This window comes from Catenulispora sp. EB89 (assembly GCF_041261445.1).
Taxonomy (GTDB): Bacteria; Actinomycetota; Actinomycetes; order Streptomycetales; family Catenulisporaceae; genus Catenulispora.
The window spans coordinates 67,620-82,493 of the sequence record NZ_JBGCCU010000002.1 but is presented as its reverse complement, the minus strand read 5'-3'; the positions used below and the strand labels follow the sequence as shown (position 1 = coordinate 82,493).

General features: G+C 70.3%; 11 protein-coding genes. 10 read left to right on the top strand and 1 reads right to left on the bottom strand.

The genetic code is table 11. From position 1 onward, the window contains the following. Positions 1–41: 41 nt before the first annotated feature. On the top strand, positions 42–1,187 hold the full coding sequence (locus ABH920_RS03970) for a hypothetical protein (protein ID WP_370346884.1): 1,146 nt from the start codon (positions 42–44) through the stop codon (positions 1,185–1,187). Here ABH920_RS03970 and ABH920_RS03965 read toward each other — a convergent pair. Continuing rightward, a complete protein-coding gene (locus ABH920_RS03965; protein WP_370346882.1) occupies positions 1,184–2,323 on the bottom strand; it encodes a phosphotransferase family protein in 1,140 nt (379 codons plus the stop codon). The genes ABH920_RS03970 and ABH920_RS03965 overlap by 4 nt on opposite strands. Before the next feature lie 115 nt (positions 2,324–2,438). On the opposite strand from ABH920_RS03965, the gene ABH920_RS03960 reads away from it, so the two are divergent. The 9 genes from ABH920_RS03960 to ABH920_RS03920 all read left to right on the top strand — a co-directional run bounded on the left by ABH920_RS03960 (position 2,439) and on the right by ABH920_RS03920 (position 14,869). Continuing rightward, on the top strand, positions 2,439–6,065 hold the full coding sequence (locus ABH920_RS03960) for a hypothetical protein (protein WP_370346880.1): 3,627 nt from the start codon (positions 2,439–2,441) through the stop codon (positions 6,063–6,065). Between the two features lie 263 nt (positions 6,066–6,328). Further along, on the top strand, positions 6,329–6,793 hold the full coding sequence (locus ABH920_RS03955; protein WP_370346878.1) for a hypothetical protein: 465 nt from the start codon (positions 6,329–6,331) through the stop codon (positions 6,791–6,793). A 605-nt stretch (positions 6,794–7,398) separates the two neighbouring features. Beyond that, entirely contained in the window at positions 7,399–7,758 is a 360-nt protein-coding gene (locus tag ABH920_RS03950; protein ID WP_015796240.1) for an NADH-quinone oxidoreductase subunit A, read from the top strand. A 3-nt stretch (positions 7,759–7,761) separates the two neighbouring features. Then, a complete protein-coding gene (locus ABH920_RS03945; RefSeq protein ID WP_015796239.1) occupies positions 7,762–8,316 on the top strand; it encodes an NADH-quinone oxidoreductase subunit B family protein in 555 nt (184 codons plus the stop codon). Beyond that, positions 8,313–9,020, top strand: a complete 708-nt coding sequence (locus ABH920_RS03940; RefSeq protein ID WP_370346875.1) for an NADH-quinone oxidoreductase subunit C — start codon at positions 8,313–8,315, stop codon at positions 9,018–9,020. Before ABH920_RS03945 ends, ABH920_RS03940 begins: the two co-directional genes overlap by 4 nt. Further along, the gene (locus tag ABH920_RS03935) at positions 9,017–10,354 is read left to right on the top strand and encodes an NADH-quinone oxidoreductase subunit D (RefSeq protein WP_370346873.1); all 1,338 of its coding nucleotides are present in this window, start codon (positions 9,017–9,019) and stop codon (positions 10,352–10,354) included. The genes ABH920_RS03940 and ABH920_RS03935 overlap by 4 nt, the downstream gene beginning before the upstream one ends. Positions 10,355–10,371: 17 nt before the next feature. Beyond that, complete coding sequence (gene nuoE, locus ABH920_RS03930) at positions 10,372–11,028, top strand: NADH-quinone oxidoreductase subunit NuoE (RefSeq protein WP_370347976.1); 657 nt, start codon at positions 10,372–10,374, stop codon at positions 11,026–11,028. After that, on the top strand, positions 11,028–12,353 hold the full coding sequence (gene nuoF / locus ABH920_RS03925) for an NADH-quinone oxidoreductase subunit NuoF (protein WP_194917191.1): 1,326 nt from the start codon (positions 11,028–11,030) through the stop codon (positions 12,351–12,353). The genes nuoE and nuoF overlap by 1 nt, the downstream gene beginning before the upstream one ends. Next, positions 12,350–14,869 (top strand): NADH-quinone oxidoreductase subunit G, encoded by a 2,520-nt coding sequence (locus tag ABH920_RS03920; RefSeq protein WP_370346871.1) that lies wholly within the window; start codon positions 12,350–12,352, stop codon positions 14,867–14,869. The genes nuoF and ABH920_RS03920 overlap by 4 nt, the downstream gene beginning before the upstream one ends. The last annotated feature ends 5 nt before the right edge of the window (positions 14,870–14,874 follow it).

The following is a 14,874-nucleotide window of genomic DNA, read 5'->3' as shown; positions in this document are numbered from 1 at the left end:
GCGGTTCAAACGCAGTATCGACGATCTACGGAGCTGGCGCTGTGCGGACGATCTGGGGCGTGGTCGGGGGCCTGATCGTGCTGGGCACGTTCATGTCGGAGGTGCGGACCCTGGTGGTCCCGCGGGTCTTCCGCCCCGGCATGTCGAACATGCTGGGGCGCGTCGTCTACGTGTCGTTCCAGTTCCTCGCCAACCGCTTCGACCGCTACGAGACCAAGGACCGGATCCTGGCCTACGCCGGGCCGCTGTCGGTGGTCGCCAAGCTGGTGGGCTGGCTCGGATCCTTCCTGGCCGGCTACTCCATGCTCAACTTCTCGCTGGGTGCCCTGGACCTGCGCGCCTCGATCCGCGAGGCCGGCTCCTCGCTGTTCACCCTGGGCTTCGCCTCGGCCGACAAGTCCCGGCTGAACGCCATCGACTTCTGCGCCGCGGTCACCGGACCGGTCTCCATCGGCCTGCTGGTCGGATACCTGCCGGCGCTCTACGCCGCCTACGCCCGGCGCGAGACCGAGGTGACGATGCTCGAGGCGCGCGCCGGGGGACCGGCCTGGGGCCCGGAGATCCTGGCGCGCTACGCGATGGTCAATCTGAACGACCAGCTGCCCGACCTCTACCGGGGGTGGGAGCGGTGGACGGCCGACGTCTCGGAGAGCCACACCAGCTATCCGGTTCTCATCTACTTCCGGTCCCCGCGTGCGCAGCGCAACTGGCTCATCGCCCTCTTGGCCGTCCTGGACGCCGCCGCGCTTCACGTGTCGTTCAATCCGTCGCAGAACGTCGGGGAGATCCGGATGGCGTTGCGGAGCGGATATGTGACGCTGCGGGAGATCGCGCGTACGGAACGCGTTCCCTATAACCCGGACCCCTCTCCGGACGATCCGATCGTGCTCACCAAGGAGGAGTTCCTTTACGGCGTGCAACGGATGCGGGCTCAGGGATACGAGTTCGAACGCACGCCCGATGAGGCTTGGCCGCATTTCCAGGGGTGGCGGGTGAACTACGAAGCGGTCGCCTACGCGCTGGCCTACCGGATCGACGCGGTGCCGGCCCGCTGGTCGGGCCCCCGGCGCAGTTCGGAGGCCCAGATCGACGTGATCACCCCGGTGGACCGGCAGCCCGGGAAGCCGCAGAAGGCGGCCGACGAGGTCCCGGCCGACGCGGTGGCCGACGCGGTGGCCGACGCCTAACCCTCCCCGATCATGCGCTCGAGGGTGGCGGCGTGGTTCACCAGCCCGTCCGGTTCGTCGGGGGCCTCCTGCTCCCCGAACCGGATGCGGCGCTGGTTCACGCGCCCCATCACGATCCCGTGCCGGAGCGCCGCGTAGACCTCGTAGAACCCCTGATCCCGGACCCGGTATCCGGTCAGCGCGGTGTACTCGGCGGCGACGTCGCCGAACCCGAGGAAGCCCGGCAGGCCCGGCAGCTCGAAGAACTCTGCGAGGTCCTGGAAGAAGCGGTGCAGGAAGACCAGCCAGCCGAGGTCCACCTCGCGCGGCGCTATCCCGGCCATCTCCCAGTCCAGCACCGCGGCCGGGGCGAAGTCCCGGTACATGATGTTGCCGATGCGGGCGTCGCCCCAACTCAGGACCGGGGCGTCGACGGCCGTCGGCCAGTGCGCGTCCAGCCAGGCGAACGTCTTCTCCAGGATGGGGATCGGGTGGTCGCCGTGGGCCCACGTGTAATAGGAGCGCCAGCCGTCGACGTGCGCGCGCAGCGCGGTGTCGCCGTCGGCGCCGAGGTCCCCCAGAAAGGTGACTTCCTCAGCCGTCGCGGGGATGGCGTGGATGCGCGCGAGGGTGGCGACTGTGGCGTCCTGGAGATGCCGGCGTTGGTCGTCGGTGGCCTGCGAGAGCCAGTTGTCGCCGAACGTGTAGGGCAGGATGTCCGGTGGCACCAGGCCCTCGACGCGCTCCATGACGAAGAACTCCGCACCGAGGATTTCCGGGTCGGATTCATACCAAAGAGTCCGCGGGACCGGGACGGCCGTGCGTTCGCCGACCAACGCCATGACAGTGAACTGATCCCGCATCCGGTATTCCGGGAAGATGGGCATAGCGTCGGTGGCCGGTGCGAGCCGTGCGACGCATTGGCGGAACTGCGCTTCGCGATCAGGGAGGTTCCATCGGGCGTCGAACAACAACGTCTCCGAGGACATCCCGTTGGTTTGGGGTGTTCGGACATCGGATATCCGGACATCGGTGCCGCCAGTCCGGCGGGCCAGCCAGGGCTCGAGGGCGGCCCGCAGTGCTTCGGGGTCGCGAGTGCTGGTCCGGGGGCGGGTGGCGTCCGGTGCGGCTTCGGCGTTCCTCTTCGGTTCGCTCACGGCGCGGACTATAAGCAAGGTAGCGTCAATGCGACATACGCCTGTCGGGGATGGCAGTCTGTGATCGCCGAACGCATTGCGGTTGCCACTTCAGAACGACGCAGGGGGACGGACTGTGAATCCGGACATCGACCACATCAGAAGGCTCATCAGTGACCGTCTCACCACCGAGGACAACGGTGAGGTCGGCCTGGACCTGTCCAATCTGGGTCTGACCGGGCTGCCCGCGGAGTTCGGCCGCCTGCCCGAGCTCGCGCCGGTCACGTTCCTGAACCTGTCGGGCAACCGGCTCCGGGCGCTGCCCGAAACGCTGGGCGCGCTGGCGGGGCTGCGTCGGCTGTGGCTGGACAACAACGAGTGCGGAGAACTGCCGCCGCAGACGTCTTTGCTCGTCGGCCTGGTGGAGCTGAGCCTGACCGGCAACGGCCTGTCCACGCTCCCCGACGACTTCAGCCAGCTGGAGCGGCTGGTCAGCCTGTGGCTCGACGAGAACGCGTTCGCGGTCCTGCCGGACGCGGTCGGCCGGCTGACCAATCTCACGCACCTGTACCTGCAGAAGAACCAGCTGCCCGGGCTGCCGAACTCGCTGGGCGCGCCGAGCCTGCGCTCGTTGGTCGTGGACGGCAACCGGCTCACCGAGCTGCCGGACTGGATCGGCGACACCCAGACCCTGGTGACGCTGTCCGCCGACGACAACGTGCTGACCGAGCTGCCGCCGAGCATCGGGGCCCTGATCCGGCTGCAGGAGCTGAGCCTGACCGGCAACCGGCTGCGCAAGCTGCCGACGTCGATCGGCGACATGGCCTCGCTGACCAAGCTGTTGCTGCAGAAGAACCAGCTGCAGACGCTGCCGGCGTCGATCGGCAACCTCAGCGAGCTGCAGACGCTCGCGCTCAGCGGCAACCACCTGGAGGAGCTGCCGGCCTCGGTGGCGGACCTGAGCCGGCTGACCGACCTGAACCTGGCCGACAACTGGCTGACCCACGTCCCGGAGGCGATCGGGCGGCTGGCGTCGCTGGACAAGCTGAGCCTGACGTACAACCGGCTCACCGAGCTGCCGCCGTCGCTGGGGGCGCTGCGGGTGCTGACGTCGCTGGACGTCTCCCGCAACAGCCTGCGCGACCTGCCGGACAGCTTCGACGGCCTGGCGAACCTGGACACCCTGAACCTGGCGCAGAACCCGCTGACGTCGCTGCCGGCCTCGGTCGGCGCGCTGAAGCGGCTGACGTGGCTGTCGCTGGCCTACTGCGACCTGGAGACGCTGCCGGCCGGCCTCGGCGGGCTGCACCGCCTGGAGACGCTGGACCTGGTCGGCAACAACCTGCGGGAGCTGCCCTTCCAGCTGTCCGGCCTCGGCGCGCTGACGACCCTGAACCTGGCCTCGAACCAGCTGGCGTGGGTGCCCCGGACCCTGGGCATGCTGCGCAACCTGGTGAACCTGGACCTCGCGGACAACGAGCTGTCGTCGCTGCCGCGCGCGCTCGGCGGACTGGAGTCGCTGCGCAAACTGGACGTCGCCGAGAACCAGCTGACGTGGGTGCCGCGCTCGGTGTGCGACCTGCCGAAGCTGGAGACGCTGGTCCTGCGCGGCAACCGGCTCTCGGACCTCCCGACGAGCAACTGGCAGAAGCTGACGCTGAAGGAACTGGACCTCAGCGACAACCCGCTGCTGACCACCGTCCCGGAGAACTGGGACGTCGCCACCATGGCGCTGGCCGCGGACAAGGCCCTGTTCGGCGCCCTCGGCGACCGCGTCCCGGCCGACAAGCGCGACGCGGTCGCGCAGGCCGGCGTCGAAGAAGCCGAACGCGCCCGCCGGCACGAGGCGGACGCGATCGCCGGCATCGTCGGCGGCGTGGTGCACGCCGAAGCCGAGCTGATCGCCCAGGCGGCAGGCGCCGCCGGCCAGGCCGCGGCGGAGGCGGCGGTGGAAGCAGCGGTCGAGGAGGCGTTCGCCGAAGCGGCAGCGGCAGCAGCCACCCCGGAAACGGAATCCGAGCCGGACCCGACGGCCACGGTCGAGGCGGTCCTCGCGGACGCCGCCGCAGCCGACGCGCTCGCCTCGGCCTCCGCCCTGACGGAGGCGGCCACGGCCCAGGCGATGGCGCAGGCGATCGTGTCGGAGTCGATCGACTCCGAACTCGCCGAGGTCCTGAACGCCGGCGGCGTCCTCGACACGGCGGTCGCCGCCGCCGAGGCCCAGGTCCTGGCCGCCCTGCACGCCGCGGATGAGAACGCCCTGCGGGCACTGGCGCGCGCGGTGCTGGAGGCCGCGGCGGAGGATGTGCGGCGGGCGCTGGCGGCGGAGGTGATCGTCGGCGGGGCGGTTGAAGCGGCGGTTGAGGCTAGTGCCGATGCTGACGCCGAGTTCGAGGCTGAGGCTGAGGCTGGGGTCGAGGCCGAGACCGGTGTCGAGGCTGAGGCGGTTGGCGATGGCGAGCCGGCCGCCGAGGCGGTGGGCACCGAAGCCGGGGCCGAAGTCGAAGCCGAAACTGGAGTCGAAGCCGAAACTGGAGTCGAAGCCCAAGCCGGGGCCGAAGCCGAAGCCGGAGCTGAAGCCGGGGCCGAGAATGTACCTGAGGAAGGCGCCCCGGAACTCGCGGCGGAAATCGCCGACGCGGCCGCGGAATTCGTGGACGACAAGGCGGTGGCGCTCGCGGCCCAGGCCGTGGCCGCGGCCGAAGCCGGCGATCAGGAAGCGGCACTGGTCGCAGCGAACGAGGCTGCGGCGGCTGAGGAAGCCGCGTTGCTGGCGGAGATGGTGGCTGCGGCGAACCGTGCCGATGAGGCGGAGGCTGCTGCGGCTGCCGAGCGCGCGGCGGCTGAGCAGGGTGTGGTTGGTTCGCATGCGGCTCACGGCGGCAACGGCGTGGCAGGCGAGCAGGAGGCTGATGTATCGGCCGCCGGTCCCTACATTGCCCCCGGCCAGCAGGACTTGCCTGGCGTGCAGCCCGGGCCCGTAGTCGGCTCACACGCGGCTTCCGGCGCCACCGGTGTCGCCGGCGAACAGCAGGCTGATATCCCGGGCTTGCCTGCACCCGCAGCCGGCTCGCACGGGGCTTTCGGTGGCATCGGTGAGCAGCAGGCCGATTTCGTGGCACCCGGCCTGTACTCGGCGACTCTGGGCACCGATGGCGCGGCCATCCAGCCCGATGCCGCGTCTCAGTATGCTGCCACCGATCAGCCGCATATCCCCGTCGACAGCGTCGAGCACGTGGAAACCCTCTCCGCCGAGGAGCGCCGCGCTCGGGCCGATCGCCGTGCGGCTGCTGTCGCCGGTGAGCCGCTGCCTCCCGTGGGCGTCGGGGTGCCGTTGCAGCGGGTGTCCGGGGACCACGGCGGGATCGAGGCGTTCGCGGCTGCGCAGCGTGAGGCCGAGGCCTTGGCCGCCGCCGCGCAGGTCGAGGCGCGCGAGGAGGAGCGGCTGCTGAACGTCGGGGCCGGTGACGTCGTGGTGGTCGAGGAGCCGGTCGCGGTCGTGGAGGAGCCGTCGCTGGTGTTCCAGCCGGTGGCGGACCAGCCGACGGTGGTTTACGACGGTCCCGCCGTGGTGGTGGACGAGGAGGTCGTCGACGTCGTGGAGGGCCCGGATTCCTTCGCCGCGGCGTCGGCACGGCCCGGGGCTTTCGAGGAGCGCGCGTGGCAGTCCGGTGAATCCGACGCCGACAGCACCCACTTCAGCACGCCCCCCGGCTACGGTCCGCCGCCGGCGCCCTCGCAGCCCTGGCGCAGCAGTAGTTGATAGTGGGGCGGCTGGGCCGCCAGGAGGCTGACAAACGCCGTACGCGCCCCGGTCCGGGCTTCTCCGGGCCGGGGCGCGGTGTTACGCGGAGATGGCCGCACGACCGCGGCACGTGCCCGCGCGAGTGCCGCGCCTCACCCACACCGATCAACCCACGCTGATCGGCCCACACCGATCAACCCACGACGATCGTCACCTCGAACTGCGTCCAGTCCGCCGGCGGCACACACCGCCGAGCCTCCCCGCACATCTCCCGGTAAGCCGTGATCTCCGCCGTCCCCCGGCCCTTCGCCGAGAACGTCCGCGGCGGCGCCGAGCACGACGTCCCCGGCGGCCGGCACACGATGTACATCGGCGAGACCCCGGGCGCCAGGATCGAGGGGTTGGTCGAGATGGGCGCCGCGGGCCACGGGAACTGCGCGGCCATGATCTCCGTCCCCACCGCCACGTCGAACGTCATCCCGTTCTGTGCCGGCGTCACGGTCAGCGTCCCGTGCACCGTGCTCGGCGCCGAACTGGGCGGCGAGGGGTGCGGCGACGGCGTCGGTGAGGACGGCGGAGACGTCGGCCGCCCACCGGTGCTGCTTCCGGGACCGGCCGCCGACGGAGAAGAGGTGGACGTGCCCCCACCGGGAACCCCGGTAGCCGAGCTCACCCCGGTCGCCGAGGGGCTCGACGGGCCCGAAGGGCTCGGGGAGCCCGAGGCCGTCCCCGAACCAGTCCCCTGAGAAGAACTCGCCGAAACCGTCCCCGATCCGGACCCCGCGGAGTGCCCGGCGTTCACCTGATTGGCTGTCGTGGAGCAGGAAACCGTTGTGAAACCAAGGAGAACGGCGCATACCGCCACCGAGCTAACAGAAAGCCGACGCGGGTGCATCGTGGACCTCCTCGTTGAGAGCGCCTGGGCGTCCACCATGTGAACCTACTCCCATGGGCGCGGCCGCCAAGGGCTTTCCCAAGCAGAGCCCGGCCTGGGGCGCAAGTCGGTCTTAGGCGGCGGGCGGAGCTAGGCCCCTATATCACGACACCTTCGCTTTTATCCGGTTGGATGATCTTCGTGAGCTGATGATCGTTGATCTTCCGGTGATCTCGATCACACTTGGCCGCACCCCTGTGGCGCAGCCCACACGGCGCAGGCGTAGGATCAGCGGCGAAAGAAGGCACCGACCGTTTCGTGGCGCTCACGGTCGTGCTTGTGAAACCGCCTCACCACACACTGGGTTCACGGCACGGCACTGAACGTCGCGGGAGCTTGTGAAATCAGCCACAAGTAGCGTGAGCAGGGCCCACTCGTCCAGAAATTGACACAAACCTGCCTGACAGGACGTCATCCATGAACAGTTACGCGCCGATTCTGGTGCTCGGCGGGTTGGCCGCCGGGTTCGCCGTGTTCTCGGTGGTGTCGGGGATGCTGACCGGACCGAAGCGGTACAACCGCGCCAAGCTGGAGGCCTACGAGTGCGGCATCGAGCCCACTCCGCAGCCGGTCGGCGGGGGCCGCTTCCCGGTGAAGTACTACCTGACCGCCATGCTCTTCATCATCTTCGACATCGAAATCGTGTTCCTGTACCCGTGGGCGGTGCGGTTCGACTCGCTGGGCTGGTTCGGGCTCGTCGAGATGGTGTTCTTCATCCTCACCGTCTTCGTCGCGTACGCCTACGTCTGGCGCCGCGGCGGATTGGAATGGGACTGACAGATGGGCCTGGAAGAGAAACTGCCCGCAGGATTCCTCCTCACGACGGTGGAGGGTCTGGCGGGCTACATGCGTAAGTCGTCGGTGTGGCCGGCGACCTTCGGTCTGGCCTGCTGCGCCATCGAGATGATGGCCACCGGCGCCGGCCGCTACGACCTGGCGCGCTTCGGCATGGAGCGGTTCTCCGCGACGCCGCGGCAGGCGGACCTGATGATCGTGGCGGGCCGGGTGAGCCAGAAGATGGCCCCGGTCCTGCGCCAGGTCTACGACCAGATGGCGAACCCCAAGTGGGTCATCGCGATGGGCGTGTGCGCCTCGTCGGGCGGCATGTTCAACAACTACGCGATCGTGCAGGGCGTGGACCACATCGTGCCGGTCGACATCTACCTGCCGGGCTGCCCGCCGCGGCCGGAGATGCTGCTGGACGCGATCCTGAAGCTGCACGAGCAGATCCAGAGCATGCCGCTGGGCGTGAACCGCAAGAAGGCCGCGGAAGAGGCCGAGAAGGCCGCGATGAACGCCAAGCCGACGATCCTGATGGAAGGGCTCCTCCGGTGACCGAAAACGTACCCGCGGTCCCGGAACAGGGTGCTGACAAGCCGGGTGGCGAGCTGATCGCCACCCGTAAAGGCATGTTCGGGGTCCGCAACGGCGGCGACACCTCCGGCTACGGCGGCCTGGTCCGCCGGATCGAGCTCCCCGGCGCCAGCGAGCGCCCGTTCGGCGGCTACTTCGACGTCGTCGCCGACGAGCTCGAGGGCGCGCTGGAGGAGCAGGGCCTGCCGCTGGAGGCGATCAGCGCCTACGTGGTGTACCGCGGCCAGCTGACCATCCACGTCCCGCGCGAGCACCTCGTCAGCGTCGCCAGGACGCTGCGCGACGACCCCGCGCTGCGCTTCGAGATGTGCCTGGGCGTCACCGGTGTCCACTTCCCGGAGGAGTCCGGCCGCGAACTGCACAGCGTCGTCCCGCTGCTGAGCATCACGCACAACCGCCGGATCCGCCTGGAGACCACCGCTCCGGACGTCGACCCGCACATCCCCTCGCTCTACGAGGTCTACCCGACGGTCGACTGGCACGAGCGCGAGGCCTACGACATGTTCGGCGTCATCTACGACGGCCACCCCGGCCTGACCAGGATCCTGATGCCGGACGACTGGCTGGGCCATCCCCAGCGCAAGGACTACCCGCTCGGCGGCATCCCCGTCGAGTTCAAGGGCGCGCAGATCCCGGCTCCGGACCAGCGGAGGGCCTACTCATGACCGTCATCGACGAGACCGGCGAATCGGTCACCGACTCCGAGGGCCGTGCCTTCACGGTGTCCGGCGGCGACTGGGACGAGATCCTGTCGGGCCTGCAGGAGAGCCCCGAGGAACGCATCGTCGTCAACATGGGGCCGCAGCACCCCTCGACGCACGGTGTGCTCCGGCTGATCCTGGAGATCGACGGCGAGACCGTCACCGAGGCCCGCTGCGGCATCGGCTACCTGCACACCGGCATCGAGAAGAACACCGAGTTCCGCAACTGGGTGCAGGGCACCACGTTCGTGACCCGCATGGACTACCTCACGCCGCTGTTCAACGAGACGGCGTACTGCCTGGCGGTCGAGACGGCCCTGGACATCGAGGACCAGATCCCCGAGCGGGCCAGCGTCATCAGGGTCCTGCTGATGGAGCTGAACCGGATCTCCAGCCACCTGGTGTGCCTGGCCACCGGCGGCATGGAGATGGGCGCGCTGACCATGATGACCGCGGGCTTCCGCGAGCGCGAGGAGACGCTGGACCTCTTCGAGTTCATCACCGGCCTGCGCATGAACCACGCGTACATCCGCCCCGGCGGGGTCGCGCAGGACCTGCCGCCCGGCGCGGTGGACAAGATCGGCAGCTACATCAAGCTGATGCGCAAGCGCTTCCCGGACTACGCGAAGCTGTGCAACGAGAACCCGATCTTCAAGGGCCGGACCGAGGGCGTGGGCCACCTGGACCTGGCCGGCTGCATCGCCCTGGGGATCACCGGCCCGACGCTGCGCGCCACCGGCCTGCCGCACGACCTGCGCAAGTCCGAGCCGTACTGCGGCTACGAGACCTACGAGTTCGACGTCCCGACCTGGGACACCTGCGACGCCTACGGCCGCTACCGGATCCGCCTGGCCGAGATGTACGAGTCGCTGCGGATCGTCGAGCAGTGCCTGGACCGCGTCCAGCGCACCCAGGGCCAGCCGGTCATGGTCGAGGACAAGAAGATCGCCTGGCCCGCGCAGCTCGCCCTGGGCAGCGACGGCATGGGCAACAGCCTGGACCACATCCGGCACATCATGGGCGACTCCATGGAGGCCCTGATCCACCACTTCAAGCTGGTCACCGAGGGCTTCCACGTCCCGGCCGGCCAGGCCTACGCGGCGGTGGAGTCGGCCAAGGGCGAACTCGGCGTGCACGTCGTCTCCGACGGCGGCACCCGGCCCTACCGGGTGCACTTCCGCGACCCGTCCTTCACGAACCTCCAGGCGACCGCGGCGATGTGCGAGGGCGGCCAGCTGGCCGACGTCATCGTCGCCATCGCCTCCCTGGACCCGGTTATGGGTGGTGTGGACCGTTGAGCAACTACGAACACCTGATGAAGCTGGACGGCGACGCCGACAAGATCGTCGCGCGCTACCCGCAGTCCGGCTCGGCCCTGCTGCCGCTGCTGCACCTGGTGCAGAGCGAGGAGGGCTACGTCTCGCCGGCGGGCATCGAGTACTGCGCCGACAAGCTGGGCCTGTCCACCGCCGAGGTCTCGGCGGTGTCGACGTTCTACACGATGTACAAGCGGCGCCCGGTCGGCGACTACCACGTCGGGGTGTGCACCAACACGCTGTGCGCGGTGATGGGCGGCGACGCCATCTTCGCCACGCTCAAGGAGCACCTGGGCGTCGGCAACGACGAGACCACCGAGGACGGCAGGGTCACGCTGGAGCACATCGAGTGCAACGCGGCGTGCGACTTCGCCCCGGTGATGATGGTCAACTGGGAGTTCCTGGACGACATGAACCCCGACAAGGCGGTCCGGGTCGTCGACGAACTGCGCGCGGGCAAGGAAGTGCACTCCACCCGCGGCCCCGCGCTGTGCACCTTCAAGCAGGCCGAGCGGATCCTGGCCGGGTTCGAGGACCCGCGCGAGGGCGCCGTGGCCGGGGGCGGCGCCGCCGGCCACGCCACGCTGGCCGGTCTGCTCGTCTCGCAGGGCCGGACCCCCACCGGTCCGGCGCTCACCACGGAGGCGTCCGAGTAATGGCACCCGAACTCACCCCCGTCCTGTCCCGGGGCTGGCTGGACTCCGAGCCCTGGACGCTCGCCGGCTACCAGCGGCGCGACGGCTACACCGCGGTCAAGCAGGCGCTGCGGATGCACCCCGACGAGGTGATCCAGCTCGTCAAGGACTCCGGACTGCGCGGCCGCGGCGGCGCGGGCTTCCCGACCGGCATGAAGTGGGGCTTCATCCCGCAGAACGACGGCAAGCCGCACTACCTGGTGGTGAACGCGGACGAGTCCGAGCCGGGCACGTGCAAGGACATCCCGTTCATGATGGCCAACCCGCACGAGCTGGTGGAAGGCGTGATCATCGCGTGCTACGCGATCCGCGCCAGCCACGCGTTCATCTACGTGCGCGGCGAGGTGCTGCACGTGCTGCGGCGCCTGCAGGCCGCGGTCCGCGAGGCGTACGAGGCCGGGTTCCTCGGCAAGGGCGTCCTGGGCACCGACTTCGACCTCGAACTCACCGTGCACGGCGGCGCCGGCGCGTACATCTGCGGCGAGGAGACGGCGCTGCTGGACTCCCTGGAAGGCAAGCGCGGACAGCCTCGTCTGCGTCCTCCCTTCCCGGCCGTCGCAGGGCTCTACGCCAGCCCCACCTGTGTGAACAACGTCGAGTCCATCGGTTCGGTTCCCGCGATCGTCCGCAACGGCGTCGACTGGTTCCGGGGCATGGGCAGCGAGAAGTCCCCGGGCTTCACGCTGTACTCGCTGTCCGGGCACGTGAAGTACCCCGGCCAGTACGAGGCCCCGCTCGGCATCACGCTGCGCGAGCTGCTGGACTACGCCGGCGGCGTCCGGCCCGGCCACCGCCTCAAGTTCTGGACCCCCGGCGGCTCCTCGACCCCGATGTTCACCGAGGAGCACCTCGACGTCCCGCTGGACTACGAGGGCGTCGGCGCGGCCGGCTCCATGCTCGGCACCAAGGCGCTGCAGATCTTCGACGAGACCACGTGCGTGGTCCGCGCGGCGCTGCGCTGGACCGAGTTCTACGCGCACGAGTCCTGCGGCAAGTGCACGCCGTGCCGCGAGGGCACCTACTGGCTGGTGCAGATCCTCAAGCGCATGGAGAAGGGCGAGGGCACCGAGGAAGACCTCGGCAAGCTCCTGGACCTGTGCGACAACATCGTGGGCAAGGCCTTCTGCGCCCTCGGCGACGGTGCCGCCGCGCCGATCCAGTCCTCGCTCAAGTACTTCCGGGACGAGTACCTGGAGCACTTCGAACGCGGCGGGTGCCCCTTCGACCCGTCCCTGTCCACCGCGTGGGCCGACGGCCCGCTGTCATTCGCGAGGACCAGCGCATGACCGTGACCACTCAGAACTCCGCTGACAGCGGCAAGGAGGTGGCGGTGCCTACGCCACCTCCCGTCGATCTCGTGACCATCACCATCGACGGCGTCGAGATCCAGGTGCCGAAGAACGAGCTGATCATCCGCTCCGCGGAGCGGATCGGCACCCAGGTGCCGCGGTTCTGCGACCACCCGCTGCTGGCCCCGGTCGGCGCCTGCCGGCAGTGCATCGTGGAGGTGGAGGGCCAGCGCAAGCCGGTGGCCGCCTGCACCACCACGGTCGCCGACGGCATGGTGATCAAGACCCAGATGAGCTCGCCGGTCGCCGAGAAGGCCCAGCGCGGGGTGATGGAGCTGCTGCTCATCAACCACCCGCTGGACTGCCCGGTCTGCGACAAGGGCGGCGAGTGCCCGCTGCAGAACCAGGCGATGAGCACCGGCGCCGGGGAGTCCCGGTTCGAGGGCGTCAAGCGCACCTTCCCCAAGCCGATCAACATCTCCAGCCAGGTGCTGCTGGACCGCGAGCGCTGCGTGTCCTGCGCGCGCTGCACCCGGTTCGCCGACCAGATCGCCGGCGACCCGTTCATCACCCTGATCGAGCGCGGCTCGGAGCAGCAGGTCGGCATCTCGGTGGCCGAGGACCAGGACTTCGCGTCCTACTTCTCCGGCAACACCGTGCAGATCTGCCCGGTCGGCGCGCTGACCGGCGCGGCCTACCGGTTCCGGTCGCGGCCCTTCGACCTGGTCTCCTCGCCGACCGCCTGTGAGCACTGCGCGGCGGGCTGCTCGCTGCGCACCGACCACCGGCGCGGCAAGGTCACCCGGCGGATGGCCGCCGACGATCCGCAGGTGAACGAGGAGTGGAACTGCGACAAGGGACGCTGGGCGTTCCAGTACTCGCAGGCCCCCGCCGCCAAGCGCATCACCTCCCCGCTGATCCGGGACCGCGAGTCGGGCGAGCTGCGTCCGGCCTCCTGGCCCGAGGCGCTGGCCTTCGCCGCCGAGGGGCTGAACGCCGCTCGCGGCCGGGCCGCCGCGCTGGTCGGCGGCCGGCTCACGATGGAGGACGCGTACGCCTACGCGAAGTTCACCCGGATCGCGTTGGAGACCAACGACATCGACTTCCGGGCGCGGCCGCACTCCGAGGAGGAGGCCGAGTTCCTGGCGTCCTACGTCGCCGGCTCCGGCCTGGCGACCACGTACGCCGACCTCGACCTCGCCCCGGCCGTGCTGCTCGTCGGCTTCGAGCCGGAGGAGGAGTCGCCGATCGTCTTCCTGCGGCTGCGCAAGAACGTCCTCTCCCGGAAGCTGGCGGTCTCGGCCATAGCGCCCTACGCCACCCGCGGGCTGAGCAAGCTCAAGGGCGCGCTGCTGAAGGCGGCGCCGCTCACGGAGCCGGCGTTCCTGGCGGCGCTGGCCGACGGCGGCCCGGACTCCGGTCTGGACGCCGCGGGCCTGAAGACCGCCGAGGACCTGCGCAAGCCCGGGGCGGTGATCCTGGTCGGCGAGCGGCTCGCGGCCGTGCCGGGGGCGCTCACCGCCGCGGTGAAGCTGGCCGGGGTGACCGGCGCCAAGCTGGCGTGGGTCCCGCGCCGGGCCGGCGAGCGCGGCGCCCTGGAGGCCGGGGCGCTGCCGAACCTGCTGCCCGGCGGCCGCCCGGCCACCGACCCCGAGGCCCGGACCGAGGTCGCCGCCCGCTGGGGCGTGGCCAACCTGCCGGGCGCCTTCGGGCGCGGCGCCGACCAGATCGTGGACACCGCGGTCCTCGGCGGGATCGCAGGACTCGTGGTCGCCGGCGTCGACCCCTACGACACGGCCGACCCGCAGGCGTTCCTGGACGCCCTGGAGCGGGTGCCGCTGGTGGTCTCGCTGGAGTTCCGGCACAGCGCGGTCACCGAGCGGGCGCACGTGGTGTTCCCGGTGGCCCCGGTCGCCGAGAAGTCCGGCACCTTCGTGGACTGGGAGGGCCGCGCGCGGTCCTTCGACACCGCGCTGGACGCCGACGCGGTCCAGGCCGCCGGCCTCGGCGAGATGCCGGACCTGCGGGTGCTGGACCGGATCGCGGACGCCATGGACGTGCACCTGGGCCTGCCCACGGTCGGCGCGGCCCGGCACGAGCTGGCGCGGCTGGGCCTGTGGCACCGGGAGAAGACCCCGGCGCTGGCCGGCACCGCCGCGGACCTGCCCAAGCCGGCGGTCGGCGAGGCCGTGCTGGCCACCTGGCACCTGCTGCTGGACGAGGGGTCCCTGCAGGCGCACGAGCCGTTCCTGGCCGGCACCCGCAAGCCCACGGCGGTCCACCTGAGCAAGGAGACCGCCTCGGAGATCGAGGCCGCCGAGGGCGACCTGGTCACCGTCTCCAACGAGCACGGCTCGATCACCCTGCCGCTGCGGATCGAGGACCTGGCCGGCCGCGTCGTGTGGCTGCCCACGAACTCCAAGGGCTCGAAGGTCCGCCGCGCGCTGCGCGCGGACACCGGCTCGCTGGTCAAGATCGCACGCGCCGCGACCGAAGTGGAGGCCACCGCGTGAGCGCC